General features: G+C 49.9%; 6 protein-coding genes, 3 tRNA genes and 1 rRNA gene. 7 read left to right on the forward strand and 3 right to left on the reverse strand.

All coding sequences use genetic code 11. The annotated features are described in order from the left end of the window. Positions 1-88: ribosomal RNA gene (locus tag MXE39_RS03675) — 16S ribosomal RNA — on the reverse strand; the annotation flags it as partial. Positions 89-1201: 1113 nt separating this feature from the next. Continuing rightward, positions 1202-3040, reverse strand: a complete 1839-nt coding sequence (locus MXE39_RS03680; RefSeq protein ID WP_246977390.1) for an ammonium transporter — start codon at positions 3038-3040, stop codon at positions 1202-1204. Between the two features lie 2132 nt (positions 3041-5172). On the opposite strand from MXE39_RS03680, the gene MXE39_RS03685 reads away from it, so the two are divergent. After that, complete coding sequence (locus MXE39_RS03685) at positions 5173-9075, forward strand: SpoIIE family protein phosphatase (RefSeq protein ID WP_246977391.1); 3903 nt, start codon at positions 5173-5175, stop codon at positions 9073-9075. 418 nt (positions 9076-9493) lie between these two features. Here the strand turns inward: MXE39_RS03685 and MXE39_RS03690 are convergent, their stop codons facing one another. After that, positions 9494-9817 (reverse strand): YcgL domain-containing protein, encoded by a 324-nt coding sequence (locus MXE39_RS03690; protein WP_246977392.1) that lies wholly within the window; start codon positions 9815-9817, stop codon positions 9494-9496. Between the two features lie 871 nt (positions 9818-10688). On the opposite strand from MXE39_RS03690, the gene MXE39_RS03695 reads away from it, so the two are divergent. From MXE39_RS03695 to MXE39_RS03720, 6 genes are all read left to right on the forward strand, one after another. Continuing rightward, positions 10689-11528 (forward strand): hypothetical protein, encoded by an 840-nt coding sequence (locus MXE39_RS03695; RefSeq protein WP_246977393.1) that lies wholly within the window; start codon positions 10689-10691, stop codon positions 11526-11528. 974 nt (positions 11529-12502) lie between these two features. Further along, positions 12503-13327 carry a septum site-determining protein MinD gene (minD, locus tag MXE39_RS03700; RefSeq protein WP_246977447.1) on the forward strand — a complete coding sequence of 275 codons (825 nt, stop codon included), beginning with the start codon at positions 12503-12505 and terminating at the stop codon, positions 13325-13327. Positions 13328-14122: 795 nt separating this feature from the next. Beyond that, positions 14123-14491 carry a cell division topological specificity factor MinE gene (gene minE / locus MXE39_RS03705; protein ID WP_246977394.1) on the forward strand — a complete coding sequence of 123 codons (369 nt, stop codon included), beginning with the start codon at positions 14123-14125 and terminating at the stop codon, positions 14489-14491. Positions 14492-14970: 479 nt separating this feature from the next. Further along, positions 14971-15058, forward strand: a tRNA-Leu gene (locus MXE39_RS03710). 813 nt (positions 15059-15871) lie between these two features. Next, positions 15872-15959, forward strand: a tRNA-Leu gene (locus tag MXE39_RS03715). An 867-nt stretch (positions 15960-16826) separates the two neighbouring features. Next, positions 16827-16914, forward strand: a tRNA-Leu gene (locus tag MXE39_RS03720). Positions 16915-17234: the final 320 nt, after the last annotated feature.

Raw genomic sequence — 17234 nt, forward strand, 5'->3', positions numbered from 1 at the left:
GCAAGCTCCTCTGCTGTTACCGTTCGACTTGCATGTATTAGGCCTGCCGCCAGCGTTCAATCTGAGCCATGATCAAACTCTTCACTTTAATGATTCGTTTGAAGTGCAACTGTAACCAGTTGCCAGTTTGTTGGCAAAACTCAAAGTTCTTAACTTAAAGAACCCACACAGATTGTCTGTACTTACTGATTTTTAAAGAACTCAAAAGCGCCGGGCTTTTGCAGCTTCACGCCTCAGTGCGTGACAGCGGAGACGTATTTTAATGATTTCCAACCCCACGTCAACAGCTTTTTTAAAGTTTTTTCATACAAACTTAATATTCTACAGCCCATGGGGAGGGCTAAAACCCCATGCGTATGAGCTTTTGTGACCTGAATCACGCCCTGAAAATTTTTTAAAAAAAGTTCATGACAGCCTGTAATTTTTAGTATCACCCCATCAAAAAATCCCTGTTAACCACCAATAAGTACCATTACTTTGACTCCCCCACATATTTAAGCCACCGACAATGCCAGCTCTACACCAGAAAAATACTGTAACCTGGTCTGTACCAGGGAAAAACCTGATCAACTTTGCAGGCCCGGGCCGCCTGTGACATCCCGTGCCAGCACACTGTTAAGCCGAATACTTGCCGCGCCCTCACTCCTGTACCCAAAGCCGCTGTTGCTCCCGGCCGACATTCCCCAGTCTTTACCATGCGCAGCGCTGCAGCAGCTGCCGCTGCTGCAGCTGCTGCTTATTGCGTCTCTTAAATATGCAAAATCCCGGGACGCATTGCCCGGGAAAATGAAAGGCTGATGATCCTTTCCTTTCATACTGATAATACCGGATGGTGTGATTCCGGCGTATGGCTCACTGATTGTCTGTCAGCCAGGTCTGACATGGCCAATGTTCCCCCAACTCCCACGCTTATTGCTGTGCGACAGCCAGAGCGACAGCAATTGACACGGCAATTGCAATTGGCTTGTAATTGCCGTTGCAAGAGCAACTGCCAGAGCCACAGGCATTTCCGGTCATTGCTGCAGCCGGTTTTATACCTGAGGCCTTAGACTCGACCAGCAGTGTCGACCTGACTTGCCGGTGCGGCCTTTGACTCTGACAGGGCAATGCATCTTGCTCTGTCATGGCTTTGCCATCTCTCGCACAGTCTTGCAGGAGACTGGGGGCTGAATATTGAGGTGACAGACAACAGTCTGAAAAGTTAAGAGGTATAGCCGCGCTCACCGTGGCAGGTCAGGTCAAGTCCAATGCGCTCGTCCTCACCTGAAACGCGCAGACCGCCAAACAGTTTTCCTGCAATCCAGAACGCAGCTACTGATACTGCTCCTGACCAGGCAACTGTAATAATGATGCTTCCTATCTGACCCATTGTCTGGCTTAACATGCCGGTATGAGAGCCTTTAAAGCCGGTGCCACCCAGATCAGGGGAACAGAAGATACCGGTAAGTATGGCTCCGGCAATGGCTCCAAGGCCGTGGACACCGAAGACATCAAGACTGTCATCGACTCCGGTCATGCGCTTGAAGCCTCTTACGCCCCACAGGCACAGCAAGGCTGCCAGTACACCTATAATGATTGAGGCTGCAGGGCTGACATAAGCGCAGGCCGGGGTAATACCAACAAGTCCTGCCAGTACGCCTGATGATGAACCCAGTGATGATGTAGTGCCATTGAAAAATTTCTCGGCAAGTGACCAGGTAAGGGCTCCTGCTGCCGGTGCCAGAACGGTGTTGATAAAAGCCAGAGCACTTACACCATCAGGTGAAAGCTCAGAACCGGCGTTAAAACCAAACCAGCCTATCCAAAGCAGGGCACAGCCGGTATAGGTAAAAGGCAGAGAGTGTGGAGTTATGGCAGTGCGGTGCAGGTCAATACGGGGACCTGTCATCAGGGCTGCCGTAATACCGGCTACGGCGGCATTAATATGAACTACGGTACCGCCGGCAAAATCCCAGGCCTCAAAGAGATGTTCGATAAGTCCAAAGCCCCATACCATGTGAGCCAGAGGGAAGTAGGAAAAGACTGCCCATATGGCAATACCGGTCATGAGAGCGCCAAAACGGATACGTTCTGCGGTGGCTCCAACGATAATGCAGGCTGAAATAGCACAGAAAGCGCCCTGGAATACAATAAATACAAATTCAGAAAGGGAGCCTGATAATGATTCCGAAGTGATGCCCCTCAAAAAGATCTTGTCGTTACCACCTAAGATCAAAGAGAACCAGCTTTCTTCGGCATCTGCAGGACCAAATGCCCATGAGTACCCGAACAGGAACCATAAGATGAAGCAGATACCAAAGGCTACTATGCTCTGCTGAATAATGGAGAGCACATTCTTACTGCGCACCAGGCCACCATAGAATAGCGCGATACCCGGGACTGACATGAGTATGACCATGATGGCACAGACAATAACAAAACCATTGGCAGCACTGTCCGGTCCTTCAGGCGCTGCAGCAGACTGCACTGCACTTTCACTTTCAGCTGCTGAATCTGCAGCTGCTGTTGTGCTTTCATTTTCAGCTGCTGAATCTGCAGCTGCTGTTGTGCTTGAAATTACAGCTGTTTCTGCAGGTGTCGCAGCAGCTGCCCCCTCGTCATATGTGCTGTCTGCTTCCTTGCTATCAGCTTCAAAATCGTTGTTGGACTCGCTGTGCAGCTGCTGGTAGCGCTCTATCTGCTCAGCTGCGGCAAATTCATCACTTATCAGCTTCTGGATAATATCTGCGGCATTACGCAGTGCCTCTTCGGTAAGGGCATAGTCATTGATCTCACCTGAATAACCGTAGTGCCCCTCATCCAGACTAAGATGCTCACGGCTGGCCATTTCAAAACTGTTCAGGCCCCTGGACGGCTCAGCTGTGCTGACCTGTGTAACTGCATCAATAATATTATCTGGGGTCGACTGCAGTCGTGCATTAAGACTGGTCATGGAACTTAAGGTTTCGGCAGCGACCCCTGCCAGAGGCTCGGCCGAAGCGGCCCCACAGATCATCATGCTCACAGCAGCGACCATGATGGAACAAAATTCACATCGCATAGATTGCATCCTCTTGTAGCTGAAACTATGCTTTTATTTTTCTTCGTTACATTTTTAAGTTCAAATTTTAGTTTTATATGCACAGCGAAAGCGCGCAATTACGGTATTTCTCCCCACTGAAAATGCAATTTTGCTGCAATTTAAAGCAAGATCTCCATCACACGCCCGATTAATGCACACAGCTTATGCTGCACAGGCGCAGATTTTTGCTTACAGCTCAGAGGCGCAGACTCAAATACCAGAGCTGACCCTGTGCACGCGCCCGCAGGCACGACCACTGCGCGCCCGCCAGCACGACCGTGACCTCGCACAAAACTGTTTGCGCAACCGCGATCTCGACAGCTTGCACAACCGCAAAGTCTGCCACGTACTCAGCCTCGATCCCGACTGCGCCAGGCATGGGCCAGCTATGCAACCAATATGCAGCTGCGCTGCAAACGGTATGCACCCGAACTGCAGCCAGCATGTACCCGAGCTGAAACCGGCATGCGCCAGAGCTGAAGCCAGCATGAGCCCGAACTGCAACCGGTATGCGCCCGAGCTGCAGCCAGCATGCGCCCGAGCTGCAACTGGTATGCACCCGAGCTGCAGCCAGCATGCGCCCGAGCTGCAACTGGTATGCACCCGAGCTGCAGCCAGCATGCGCCCGAGCTGCAACTGGTATGCACCCGAGCTGCAGCCAGCATGTACCTGTTATGCAAGCTGGCTCCTGCAGATGCCATGAGCGTACGAAACCAGCCATATTTGCTTTGACTGCGCCCGGCAATATGGTCAGCTGCACCTGTTCATGACCATTTGTCTCACAGGTTTGCAATGACTTTTAGCGGGATGATGCGAATATTGGAAAGGTGGCCATGGTGCTCATAAGAAGCTCAAGGAGGATGTTAAGTACAGTGCATTATAGATATATCGATATGTTACAGAGAGTTTTAACCACAGCCTGCCCTAAAAAGTCCTTATAAGGCGATCTGAGTAGGATTTTTGACTTTAAATAAAGGGGCTTTTGGGTCAAAAGTAATATGATCTTTCTATTCTGAGCTCATTGTGACTGATCAGCTGCCACAGAGCTTCCTGTGTTAAAACATTCCAGCTGACCGGGCACAGGTAAAGGCCAATACCGCCGCTGTCATGTCATGACATATGAAAGATCCAAGGCCTCAAGAATGGTCTACCGCATGCAGCCCGGCTCAGGCAGGAGTCTTACTTGAGTCACGGCAATTTCCTTAACGCAGCATAGTGTACAACCCCGGGAGTTATTGCCCGACTGTCAAAGCTTGCGTAATATTGATTTAATAAGCCGTTCAGCCCTGTCGGCCAGTACTCAAGTCACTTTCTGGTTAAACACAGCTGGTGTCTGCTCATGCACTGTCATTTCAGTGCACTAAGCTCCTGCAGCTAATAGCAGGCTGTAACGACAAAAGCATTACCGCTTCAATCCCTAAATGACGCAACAGGAATGAATCTGAGCCCAGGATCCAACAAAAGCCTGTGGTCTGGAAACCAGCCTGAGCAGCCTGACGGTCTCTCATTGTTTGAAATTAATTTAAACACTACATCTGCTAAGACAGAACTGTTCTCATTACAGTAATCAGATAAGATGCAGACCGCCTTAACGCAATTCCGGATCAGCACATATATCCTGTAAGGAAGTCACTCAGCTGTCCTATGCATCATTGTCCAGCTGATTAAGCTGTGCAGTTTGGCTATCCTGGTCGACAGACATAAGGCCTGACCGCAGGCTGATGCCCGATCACATGGCAGGTGTGACCCGACCTCTGGTAGGCATATCAGACAGTTTGCTCAGTGTATGGACTACAGCTGTGTCGGCCTGCCTTAAACACAGGGCAGTTCAGACATTTGGCTGCTTAACCAGCAGTCTGTTGAGCCCGTCAGCTTTGTGATTATCGGTTTTCGAACCAATGGGCTGGAGGGGCTGTCGGCTGCCTGCTGCCGACCTGGCTGCCGTTGAGGCAGTTGTCTGACTGGCAGTGGACTGTGCAACGGCCTGTGCAGTGGGCTGAGCAACGGCCTTTTCAGTGACCTCTTCGATTGAAGGCCTTTTTCTGCATAACAAGTCTCTGTTTATCTGCTTGAGACGGTCCAGGAATCAACATTTTCAGGCGTGGAATATCATGCGTTTGAATATCACCTCACTTAAGAGCCGCATGCTCCTTGTATCATCCCTGAGCCTGACCATCCCTGTTGTGGGCATGGTCCTCATCAGCTATGGCTACTGGGATAAAAGACAGCAGGAAGAACAGTTTCTTCAGCAGCAGCATGCCCTTAACTTCTGTATCCAGGATCTGGAAAACAGCATCTTCTACTCGCGTGTTTCCGAGCTTTCCAACCTTTCCATAATCAGAAATGAGCTCTTCCGCCTCTATCGCATAGTTGATCTTTCAGCTCAGTACACCCGTGTAGCTGATCTCAACCTGTCAGCCTCGCATGCCCGCAGTGCCCTTATTGCGCCATCGCCATCTCCACACGCCATGTCTGTAGCATCCAATCAGGAAAATACTGACAGCGGCAGGACCATACCGCCATCGCGTCTGGAGCGGGATGACAGGAGCAAAGCCCCACTTAATGACTCAGCCGGTACCACGGGCCAGGGCACAACCATCAACCGTAATACTGGCCGTGTTGACTCTCCTTATATTACCGACCTCAAGGAAACTGTAGCGCTGCTGGACGGCACTACTGGTGCCTCTATTATTTCGGCTCTTGATAAAGCTCACTCAGGCGACTTTACGTACCAGAGTCAGTATGATGGCAGCGATGTCACCATTCCAATGCCTCTGGATGCCCGCCATACCGAAAACAGCACCAGTTTTGCCGAAGCTCTTGATGCTGCCCACGACACAGCCTCAGATCCATCCCGTTTTGTAAACAGTGAAGGTCAGAAAGTAGATGCCATAAGTCAGGGCGGTCTGGCCACTATTGGCGCAGCTCCATTTAAAAACCAGTACACCCCTGCAGGACGGTATCACCCTGATTACGTCAAAACAGGATCAGCATCCGTCCCGGGCATGGATAAAAGCGCCACTTCATCTGACCTTTACCTCGAGTCTCTGGCTCACAGCATGGAGAATAAAAGCAAGGATGCTTCAGCTGCAGGTGGGGAAAATGATCAGGTGACCGCCGGTCCTGTTGAAGAAGAAAAAGACGGCGGCAATATTGTTAAACTCGATCCGCTGTTTGACAGCTCACTGCTGGCAGAGCGCCAGCGTCAGCTGGATAACGGTTCGGCTCAGACCGATGATGCTGATGTCACAGGTGAATCCGATACCGCCAGTTCTCACCCAGTCTCTGACGTACACGCAGTGGAAAGCTCCGATGTCATCTCATCACCAGGTGTTCGTGAGGCACATGAGGAATCAGGCCTCGCTGGCCTTGAGGACCTGGCAAGACGCATGACTGAAGGTGGCGCATCTGCTCCAGGCACTGCTGCCTCTGCAGCAAGTTCCGAGAAGGCTGCTCACTCATCTGCCGCCGAAAAGGAGGCAGTATCTGAGAACTTTGGCATTATCTACAGCCCTATTCCTCAGCTCAGCCGCACCAGCTCCAATGATGGCTATGGCCCTTCTGCATCAACTCCATCCGGCACAGGCATTCATGGATCCGCCCGCAATCTTGGCGATGCCATCAGGGCTCCTGGTGATGCTGATGTTGCTGCTGCAGCCGCTCAGGCTGTTGCTTCGGGAGATCTTGACCTTAATGAGGAAGACAACTCTCTGAGTATTCGTCGTCCTATTGTTGACCGCAGCCTTGAGCGCTACAGCAATTTCTTTATCAGGCCGGCTGATGATCCAAATGAGTCCTTTCTCATTGGTGCTGAAAGCCCTGACTTCAATAACAACAGAATCAAGCTGCAGAGCCATCTGACTCAGCTAAACAAGCTGGGCTTCATTGCTTTTTCCATCAATACCAGAAATCCTGAGCAGGACATTTTCATCAAGAACCGGGACCGTGTACTCCTTGATGAGCTGGCCAATGATGAGCGAACACTGAGCAACATTCTTTATAACAACAACAATGCTGATCACTCTTTCTTCGTTATTCTCAAAAGCGTACGTAATGCTGATACAGATGACAGTCCGGTCGCTCCAGGCATGTATAACCGCCTGTCAGGTGAGTACGAAGAAGACGAAGATATACATCGCGTTGACGTCCTGACCTCAGACGGTGACAGCTTTATCTCTGCAAACATGGGATCACCTGTAACTGCTGATAACATTGTTGGGCTGGACAGTGACGGTTCTGTTATTAAAAGCGGCACTGTCGTCTCAGACTCTCAGGCCAGTGGACCGCATCACAAAGATGATGGTCACAATCATGCCTTTAATGATGATGACCCTCGTTTTAACAACGACATCCAGGAACGTAACCTGCGCTACTCAACAGCTGCATCCATTGCAGCAGAGCGTGATTATCTACAGCAAAGAGATGTTTACTCTTCCAGTAGTGGCGCCCAGGCTGAAAATGAAACTGATGCCATAACCACCGGCGCCAAAGCTGCAGAAGAACAGCCGCTTTCTTACCGTCAGGCGCAAAGGCGTCACAGTGTAAACAATGAGCGTGCTTTCCTTGCCATTGTGGCACCACTGAGCCTGAGCTCCAATCAGCTCATAGTCATCATTACCGACATTTCCAAGCTCAAACAGCAGGAAGATACCCTCAAACGCCTTATATCAAACTCTCTTAATGAGACTGTATTGTCCAACAGCATTACCAGTCCGTATAACATCACCCTGATCGACTCTGATCTCAATCCTCTGGCAGGAACTCTCAAGAACAGAGACGATATTGTCTCCCTGCTTGACGAGGATCTGATTCTCGAAGCCCGTCTTCGTGGTGCTGTTCAGTTTTATGACCCTGATACCGGTCAGTACGCCTCGCTGGGAGCCTTCAAGAATTACAACTGGTTTGTGCTGATTAACAGCGATAACAGCCGCATGACCTCCCAGCTGTACTGGTTCCTGGCACTGGTGGGCATAGCAGGTCTGATCTTTGCCCTTATTATTGTCATTGTTCTGGTCAAAACGACCAGCCGTGATGCTGATGATATTAAGCTTATCAATAACAAGATTAAGCATCTTGCAACCCTGCTTCAGGATCCCGTCCTGCTGCAGCGTATATGCGACAGCCTGCCTAAGCGCAATGACGAAATCGGCGCACTGTCGTCCCACATAAGACTGATGGGCAAAACCGTGTACCAGTCGATCCAGGAAATTCTCCAGATCAACAAGGCACGCGACATGGAGGAAAGCGAGAAGCACTATATTGACCAGCTGCGTCACAGCGCGGTCAACCGTGAGATTTTCCTCAAGGAGAGCTTCAGCAATACCCTTAATGTCCATACTGAGGCCTGTTACCAGGGAGCATCGGACTTTTATGATGTCTTTGAGCTTGGTGACCACCGCCTGGCCATTTTTGTCGGATCAATAAATGATGCCGGTGCCCTTTCAACCAATATTGCTCTAATCAATATTGCTCTGATACGTCAGCTTATACGTCTGTCCGAGTCCATCAGACTGCCTCTGGGACGAGCCATGCAGGAGCTCAATCAGAACATTGTGGATAACAATCCAAAGTCCATTCTGACTTCTGTATGCATCATCATAGTTGACCAGCGCAACGGTAATGTTGAGTACTTCAATGCCGGTCACAACCTGCCTATTATCTACAAGAAGGAGCAGGGCTTTGACTACATTGACTGCCGTACCGCACCTGTCATCGGTGCGGCTGCCTCTGAGAACTTCAAGAGTATGACATTCAGCATCGATGATGGCGACAGCATCCTGCTGTATACCGACGGTGTGATGGACTGCGAGAACTTCAAGGGCGACAGCCTTGGACAGGTAGGTTTTGAAAACATGCTTCATGATGAAAGCTTTATCAGTCCTGTTGAGACTGTTAACAGCCTCACTACCAAGATTAAGCGCTTCACCAGGGACCGCAAGCAGACCAGGGACTACACTCTGCTGTGCTATCAGCTCAGCAAGCTCAAGACAGGAGAGAGCAAGAAGAAAATGTAACGGCCGCAGGCAAGTCATGACGGCCCTGCAGTAAGTTCACCAGTCCTGATGTCAGGGCTGCTGCCATGCCCTATGACCAGGCTTATGCCATGCTCTATGACCAGACTGATGCCATGCCCTATGACCGGCTTATGTCAGGGCTGATGCAATAGCTGATTCCATGCCTTATGCCGGGCCAGCCCTTAAGTCATAAGGCAGTATCAGCCATGAGACTGCTGTCCCAACAGCAGCCTTTTGAACTGCACAATGCTTAACTGTCGGTACGATACGAAAAAAGCGCCCTCTCACCAGCCATGAAAGGGCGCTTTTTCTATTGTGATCAGGTCAGCCGCTCTTTTGCGGCTCAGAACCTGGATAATGGAGGCCGCCTGCAGCTTCAACTCAACTGCATCTGCAGGACAGCCCCATATTCCGAAATCTAGTGGAAATAATCGGCAATCTGCTCGCGCTCAAGTGGAGGCAGGCCCAGACGCTTGCGCTCCTGATTGAGCATGTTCTCCTCTTCATCCTGCAGGTCAATACGCAGGAAGAAGCCCTTTTCATCCAGAGCCTTGCTAAGTTCCTCAGGGGAGATTTTCTGCAGCTTGCGGTCAGCATGGAGCTTGAAGACCATGACAAACTCAGGAGCACCAAAGGCATCCATCAGACCTGATGGAATATGGGAAAAAACGTCCTTTTCCACAATATAAAGGAAGCTGCGCAGCTTCTTGTTGCTCTTATAAACGTATACCAGACGGTCCATTGAAAGTGCTCCTCATCACTTAATTTCCATGGCCCTATTATGATTACCCATGCCCCAAGGTGCAACTGACTTGATCACAACTGCCCTGAAAAAAGGATTTTGCATGCCTTACCGGCTGACCTGTCCCTGCATGACCACCTGTCTGTCCCTGCCTGCCTGCAAAGCGGCACCTTAACTTACAAGCTCGCTGTCATCTTAACTGACTGTTCACAGCCGCCACATGTATATCGCTCTCTCCCTGCTTATACATGCTACGCCGCTGTGTAAGATGCAGAGCTGCTGTGCTTTTGCACGGGCAGCCCACCTTGTCGGTGCTGGGCAGCCCATCTGATGGCGCATGGGCAGCCCATCTGATGATGCACTACCCGGCAATCTGATGGTGCACGGGCAACAGCATCCTGTCGTGAACAGGATTCTGCACTGGACTGCGCAGTTGTCTGGGAGGATGCTGGTCGGGGGAGTTGCTCTCAGGTAATTAATATGTACTTGTAAATCTGGCCAGTGCGGCTTTGGAGCATGATTTCAGCACAGCAAACTCCCTGGTAAAGCAGCTGGGAAAGAGAGCCGTTTGGCCCTGTATTCCTTATATACAGGCCATCGAGGCCATCAGTAAAACTGTGATAGAATGTTATGATGTGCTAGAATCGAGTGATTTGACTAAGATACAGCATAAAAATTGCTTGTCATGGGCTTGCAAAGGCATGAGAAAGGCGTTTTACGTCTTATATTTGCCTGAGCTGACTCCTGACCTCAGGAACCTGGCATAGTTCATAAAGACAGGTCGTACTGAATTTTGCAGAAACCATTAACTGCGCTATTGCTGTAACATCCGGTCAGCATACGAAATTTCAGAATAACAAGGATTTTGATAATGGACTCAGCGCCAACAGGTAGCAAAAAGGTAATTCCTCTGGGAGACATCTCCCATACAGGTTTTTCCATAGCCGTCATAAAAATACGTGAAGGTACTGCCGCTGAGCTTGAGTCAATCCTGGCCTCAAAAATTGACGGCTCCATGGGAACATGGCGCAACTCACCTGTAGTACTCAATGTCGAAGACGTTGGTAACCTCAACTCTTTTGACTTTCTGACACTGCAGAGCGTCTGCCGGGAGCATGAGCTCTTCTTAATCGGCGTAACTGGTGTGGTCAACGAGGACCGCGCCGAATCACTGACCCGTCGCCGTATTCCTGTGGTTAACTCCTCACGCTACAACCGTATCCGTGAGTCCAACCTCAAGCCAAGGATCATTACCCAGTTTATCGAAGTTAAGGTCCCTGTTCCTATTATTAAGCCTTATGAAGTGCAGGTGCCTTACGAAGTAAAGGTACCAGGTCCGGTAAAAATCATCCGCCGCAATGTACGCTCAGGTGAGTCAATCAGTGCCCAGAACAGCTCCATTGCAATATACGGCTCGCTTGGTTCTCATGCACGAATCATTGCCTCACACCACATTTTTGTTTTCGGCAATGTAAACGAGGCTGACCTCTTTGCCGGCGCACCAATGGATGACGATGATCCAGGAATGGCAGACTCTCTTATCCATGTTCAGGGCAACTTCAACCCAGGCGTTGTCGCAATTGCCGGAAACTACAGCTCAGGCGAGGATCTTTACAACGATCCACTGCTTACTGCAGTGCGCAACAAAAATCGCGGCGTTGTAATTTCACTTGATGATACCAATCTTAAGTATCAGAGCGTGATCGACTGATTTGCCGGGCACTCCCTGATCAGCATGCAGCGCCCCCAGCCAGGCCCAAAAGCCTGACGGACAATGCGGCAAAGAGCGCAATATGCTCTGTAACAGACTTCAGGAAGCATCCTCAGTCAGTACCCGTCAACACCTGCAGGATAACAGTCAGCAGGCCTCAATAACACAGGAATGACGGGAATACAGCCCAAACAACGATCAATAATCTCATGGTCCCTGTCCTGCGCCGGTCAAAGCGTTGCCCGTGATTATGCGCAGCACAGGACCTCATCAGGCATGAGCACATGCATATGCCTGCCATTACCAAATTTTTCACCAACAGGTTGCCAAGGTAAGATTAAATGGCCCGTTCCAAGAAAAACTCCAGAGCTCAGACCTATACCTCCAGGAATGACGCAGGCCTGTCTGCTGAAGCAGAAAAGGATACTGCCCTGACCGCTCAAAGCAATGCAGCTTCAGACAAGTCTGAAAGCTCTACTGCTGGCAAGGCCGACACCGGCACCGTAACAGACACTGACAAGGCTGAACAGACCAAGGCTGCTGACAGCAATAACGACAGTGCCGATAAGGATAACAAGGCTGCTGATACTGTCAGCGATGACAAGGCTGCTGATGCCTCCAGCTCAGAAAAGTCCGACAAAAAAGCTGATGAAAGCGCAGATGATGAATCTGAAAAGGCCGTGACTGAGGCTGAAACTGACAAGGACAAAGCTGATAATGACAGCAAGTCCAAGAGCAAGAGTGCAGATACCAAAAAGGGATCTGCCAGAACAGCCAGGTCTGCAAAGACAGAAAAAGATGATTCAGCCGAAAATGATGACTCATCTGAAGATGACCAGAACAAAGTAGAGGCTGAAACAAAAGCTCCTGCAGCAAAGAAGGCAACTCCGGCCAAAAAGACTGCTGCTCGCGGAACAGCCCGCACTACCAGAAAGAAGGAGAACCAGAGAGTGTCTAACCAGGACGATGTCCCAATTAACGAAAAATTCAAGGCCAAGATCATCGTTGTAACATCAGGCAAGGGTGGCGTAGGCAAGACAACCTCTGCAGCCGCTATCTCCACCGGTCTGGCCTTAAAGGGTCACAAGACAGTAGTTATCGACTTTGACGTCGGTCTGCGTAATCTTGACCTGATTATGGGCTGTGAGCGCCGTGTAGTTTATGACCTGATCAACGTACTGCATGGTGATGCTACCCTCAACCAGGCTCTTATTAAGGACAAGCACTCAGACAATCTGCGTATTCTTGCTGCCTCCCAGACCAAGGATAAGGACAGCCTGAGCTACGAAGGCGTAGGCAAGATTCTTCTTGAGCTGTCAGAGATGGGCTTTGAGTACATTATCTGTGACAGCCCGGCTGGCATTGAAGCCGGTGCGCTGATTGCCCTGTACTATGCTGATGAAGCGATCATCACCACCAACCCTGAGGTTTCCTCAGTACGTGACTCTGACCGCATCATTGGCATTATCGACGCCAAGTCACGTCGCGCTGTAAACAGCTGGGATCCGGTAATTCCTAAGCTGCTGCTGACCCGCTACGACCCTGAGCGAGTTGCCCGTGAGGAAATGCTGTCACTGGAGAGCATTCAGGAACTGCTTACCATCCAGCTGCTGGGTGTAATCCCTGAGTCTGCAGAGGTTCTTACTGCCTCCAACAGTGGTGTAACCATCATCATGGACAAGAAGAGCAACGCCGGTCAGGCCTATCAGGACACTGTTGACCGTATTCTGGGTAATGAAGTCCCAATGCGCTTTACTACCGAAAAGAAATCATTTTTCAAGAAGCTTTTAGGTAAATAAGCCACGGCTTACACCCCTGGGCAGTAAATACTCTGCCATGGGCATCATTAAGCCCGGTTCTTAATCTGCCCTTTATCAGTATCCCGTTCATGCACGTGCATACTCAGCTTCGCCAGCTACAGAAACTGAAACTATGGGCTGACTGTTTACCCGCAGCCTGTTCTTCAGTGAACGACTACGCCTGTACCGACAGCCAGAGGCTCTCACACTGAGGCCGATAATGCAGCAGGCATTAGCAAGGTAATCAGCTCATAAGAGCTTCATATTTCAGCAGTTGCTGACAAAACAGCTGTGAGTCTGCAAGGCAGGATCAAGCATGAGCCAGATGCCTGAAACCATACCAGTGCCCTTTCACTGGCTGCAAGGCCGGTACCTGAGGCACAGGAAAAGGCCATAGCGATGGCGATGACAAATGCAGACAAATGGCATATGTGCCCTAACCTGAACTTTTACATGCCCGACTGGCCGTACAATCAGCGGCTCTCAGGCAAAATCAGGTTGAGCACATGACATGCAGATACTGAAATAAGTAACAGTAAAGTCACACATCGCCCAGACCAGAACCGTCAGAACACAGGCGTTATAAGCTTACGAACTGTATCTGAAGGTGAGGGTAAGTCTTTCAGAGCCACGGTTACTGACAGGGATCTTTGTGTGACAGCCGCCCCATGGGTAAGCCCGAACATAATTTCATTGCTGTTATGCCCGTAATTAAGTCCCGCAAGGGACAGTAGAGACAGTAAGGCACAGTGCAATGTTCACAATTTGCTCAGAAAATTCACAGGACAAGCAACAATGTCTTTCCTTAATCTGATTAAGTCAGCTATTTCTTCAACGTCCTCATCTGCAGGCAAGCCGGCTGCACAGCCAACTGGCACAGCGCAGGCCGCCAAAAACCGTCTGCATGTACTTCTTGTAAATGATCGAGCAGGTACAAACTGTCCAGATTTTTTTCCTCAGCTGAGGATGGAGATAATGGAAGTGATCAAGAAGTACGTACCTCTGGTCGACATTCAGGACGTAGAGATCAAGTACGAGAACACGATGGACGCCCACATTCTTGAGATGTCCATTTCTCTTGAGAACGCCATGACCAACCGCTCCGCCCCAGAAAGCGATGGCGAAGAGCCACGTGAAGAGGAAGGTCAGAATATCCAGCAGTAAGCCGCCATGCTGGCTGAAACTCCAGCTCAGCCATCAACCGGCTCTGCTGTGCTCAGTCACAGCATGACAGGCAGCATAAAGTCAGTAATTCCTTATGTCAGCACCGTCTTATGCCTGTACTGAAGCAGATGCTTTTGATGTCATCCCGGGGCACCTGCCCCGGAATGTCATCCTCCCACGCTACAGGTGAAAATCTACAAATAGAGAGCGCCTGTCTACAGTTTCCAGCCCACCTGTCACTGCATCATTCATAACTGAATAACCTTAATACACTCACGTATCTGACCATATTCAGCCTTTAGTCGGTTATACCGTCATTTATATAGATACATATAAATACATCAATAACAAAGCGTTTTCATGGCAGCCGAAAAGTCAGATTTTGACCTGCTGTTTACATTTATTTTAAAAAAGACCTTGATTGCGCCAGTGAAATCCTTATAATGTGCACCGTTGTCGGCGACCAGACAACAAATTATGCCCAGATGGTGAAATTGGTAGACACAAGGGACTTAAAATCCCTCGGACTAAACATCCGTGCCGGTTCGACCCCGGCTCTGGGCACCACTCCAAAAAAGATGCTTCAGGCATCTTTTTTCATTTTAGCCCTGCCAAAAAACAGGCCGCTCAGGCCCCATCTTGCCAAGCTTTCAGCAACTCCAGGTCTAAGCCCCAATCAGGCCCTTTCTACCCTTTCCCTGCAATCAAAGCCCACCAAATCACATACACCTTCCAGCATGCAGCTGCCCTGCCTGCAGATTACCTAATCAAGACCACGAGTACCTGCAATGCAGCCATGCCGCCGCAATTTCATCTTGCTGTGGGGTCATGCTGAGGTGCAGTCATAATGAAGTGCAGTCATGCTTGAGTGCAGCCATTACGAAGTGCAGTCATGCTTGAGTGCAGCCATTATGAAGTGCAGTCATGCTCGAGTACGGTCATGCCAAAGTGCAGTCCTGGTGCCATGCAGTGCAGAGTATTGACCTTGTACCTGACCTCATCAGGCCGACCCGTCAGGCCTCCTTATGTCCAAACGTCTTCACCAGGTCGGCAACGCACAGGGGTATAAAGTACTGCCATAATGCTGTGCCTTACCTGCAAAGTGCAGCCCCAGTAAGCATAGCCTTAAAGGGGTGCACAGCAGCCCGTAATGCCGTGCCTGATGTATGCAGTGAGCGGCCATGTACATAAGCTCATCGCCTTTTCCCGTATGCCGAGGCATCTGCAGTTGCACTATAAAACACATAAGTCCTTAGCAATCCTGCCTGGAATATGGCAGTCTGATGACAGTTGGCCTTTCGCTCAAAAAAACACTTGCACAGCGGCCAATAATCTCTATAATTAGGTGCGTTGTCGGCGACCAGACAACATCAGAGTTTTGCCCAGATGGTGAAATTGGTAGACACAAGGGACTTAAAATCCCTCGGACTAAACATCCGTGCCGGTTCGACCCCGGCTCTGGGCACCACTCTCAAGAAGATGCTTTAGGGCATCTTTTTTCGTTTATGGCCCCTGTAAACTACAATCCCCATCCCCGGAGCAGATCTGAACGGATTTGGGCAGACATGGCCTGATGTGGCCGGGCCTGGCCAGACTGTCCCCATCTCGCCTCATCCCCTTCTTTCGGACCTAATCCCATCCCGTCTCATCTCATCCCATCTCATCCCATCCCATCTCATCCAATACCATACAATCTCATCCCATCCTTTCCTATCCTTTCCGACTCAATCCTGCTGCATCCAATCCATTACTACTTCATCACCTCCAGTACAGTCCAATGCAGTCACATACAGTCACATCTCGACCTTTCACATAGCAGCTATTTACCTGGTATCTGTCTTTACAGCTGTCGACTGTGCAGCCTGAATCCTGGCTGTCTGAACAAAGATATATTCAAGAAAACAGGGATAGCTTTAGTTTAAGAACTGGCTTTCCGTAAGTCTGGCCGACCTGAACTACATGAGTATCAGCAGGTATACCTCCGCACAAATACTCACCAGAACTCAGCATCAGACTCTACCTCCATCCCTGGACAGTCAATCGCCCCTGGGCCCTGACAACTTGCAGTCATAAAAGTCTGCTCCCCTGCGGAGGCAGGGGTTTGGCGCCAGCTCATCTGAGCGATAAAGCAAGCTTCTGCAATGAGTGACTATGAGTGATTCTGCCATGCATGCCGGTATGAATAGCCCAATTTGCTCAATCGCGCAAAGAGCAGCCCACAACTGTGGGGTTATTTGCTTAAATTTTGGTTAATTTTTTAAAAAATGCTTGCATGAAGTTAAATAATCACTATAATGGTGTGCGTTGTCAGTCACGACCGACAGCAAAAGATTAAGCCCAGATGGTGAAATTGGTAGACACAAGGGACTTAAAATCCCTCGGACTAAACATCCGTGCCGGTTCGACCCCGGCTCTGGGCACCACCCTAAAAGATGCTTCAGGCATCTTTTTTCGTTTATACGTCCCGCAAAATCACGGCACCAGCTGCCGCCCTCTCGGCTCTTACAGCCATTCCTCTCCCATTAAAGCTAAAGCCCTCGACCCCAACTGACTTCTATCCTGCTTAGCAGCTCCATCATTGCGCTGTACGGATTTCTGGGCCAGCACTCATATCCTTACCAGCATCTGTCCTGAATTCCCTTAAGCGCCCGTCATAGACATCTACCAGTGCATCTTAAGGTTCAGGAACAATCCTCCTGCCTGCAATAGTTCAGTCACGCACTGCCTGTCAAAAAATCAGGCT

This window comes from Anaerobiospirillum sp. NML120511 (assembly GCF_023050955.1).
Classification (GTDB): domain Bacteria; phylum Pseudomonadota; class Gammaproteobacteria; order Enterobacterales; family Succinivibrionaceae; genus Anaerobiospirillum.

Bases quoted from the DNA above. Each gene is read 5' to 3' on its own strand.
- MXE39_RS03690 (WP_246977392.1), bottom strand. From the start codon at position 9,817: ATGGACCGTCTGGTATACGTTTATAAGAGCAACAAGAAGCTGCGCAGC.
- MXE39_RS03680 (WP_246977390.1), bottom strand. From the start codon at position 3,040: ATGCGATGTGAATTTTGTTCCATCATGGTCGCTGCTGTGAGCATGATG.
- MXE39_RS03695 (WP_246977393.1), top strand. From the start codon at position 10,689: ATGGACTCAGCGCCAACAGGTAGCAAAAAGGTAATTCCTCTGGGAGAC.
- MXE39_RS03685 (WP_246977391.1), top strand. From the start codon at position 5,173: ATGCGTTTGAATATCACCTCACTTAAGAGCCGCATGCTCCTTGTATCA.
- minE (WP_246977394.1), top strand. From the start codon at position 14,123: ATGTCTTTCCTTAATCTGATTAAGTCAGCTATTTCTTCAACGTCCTCA.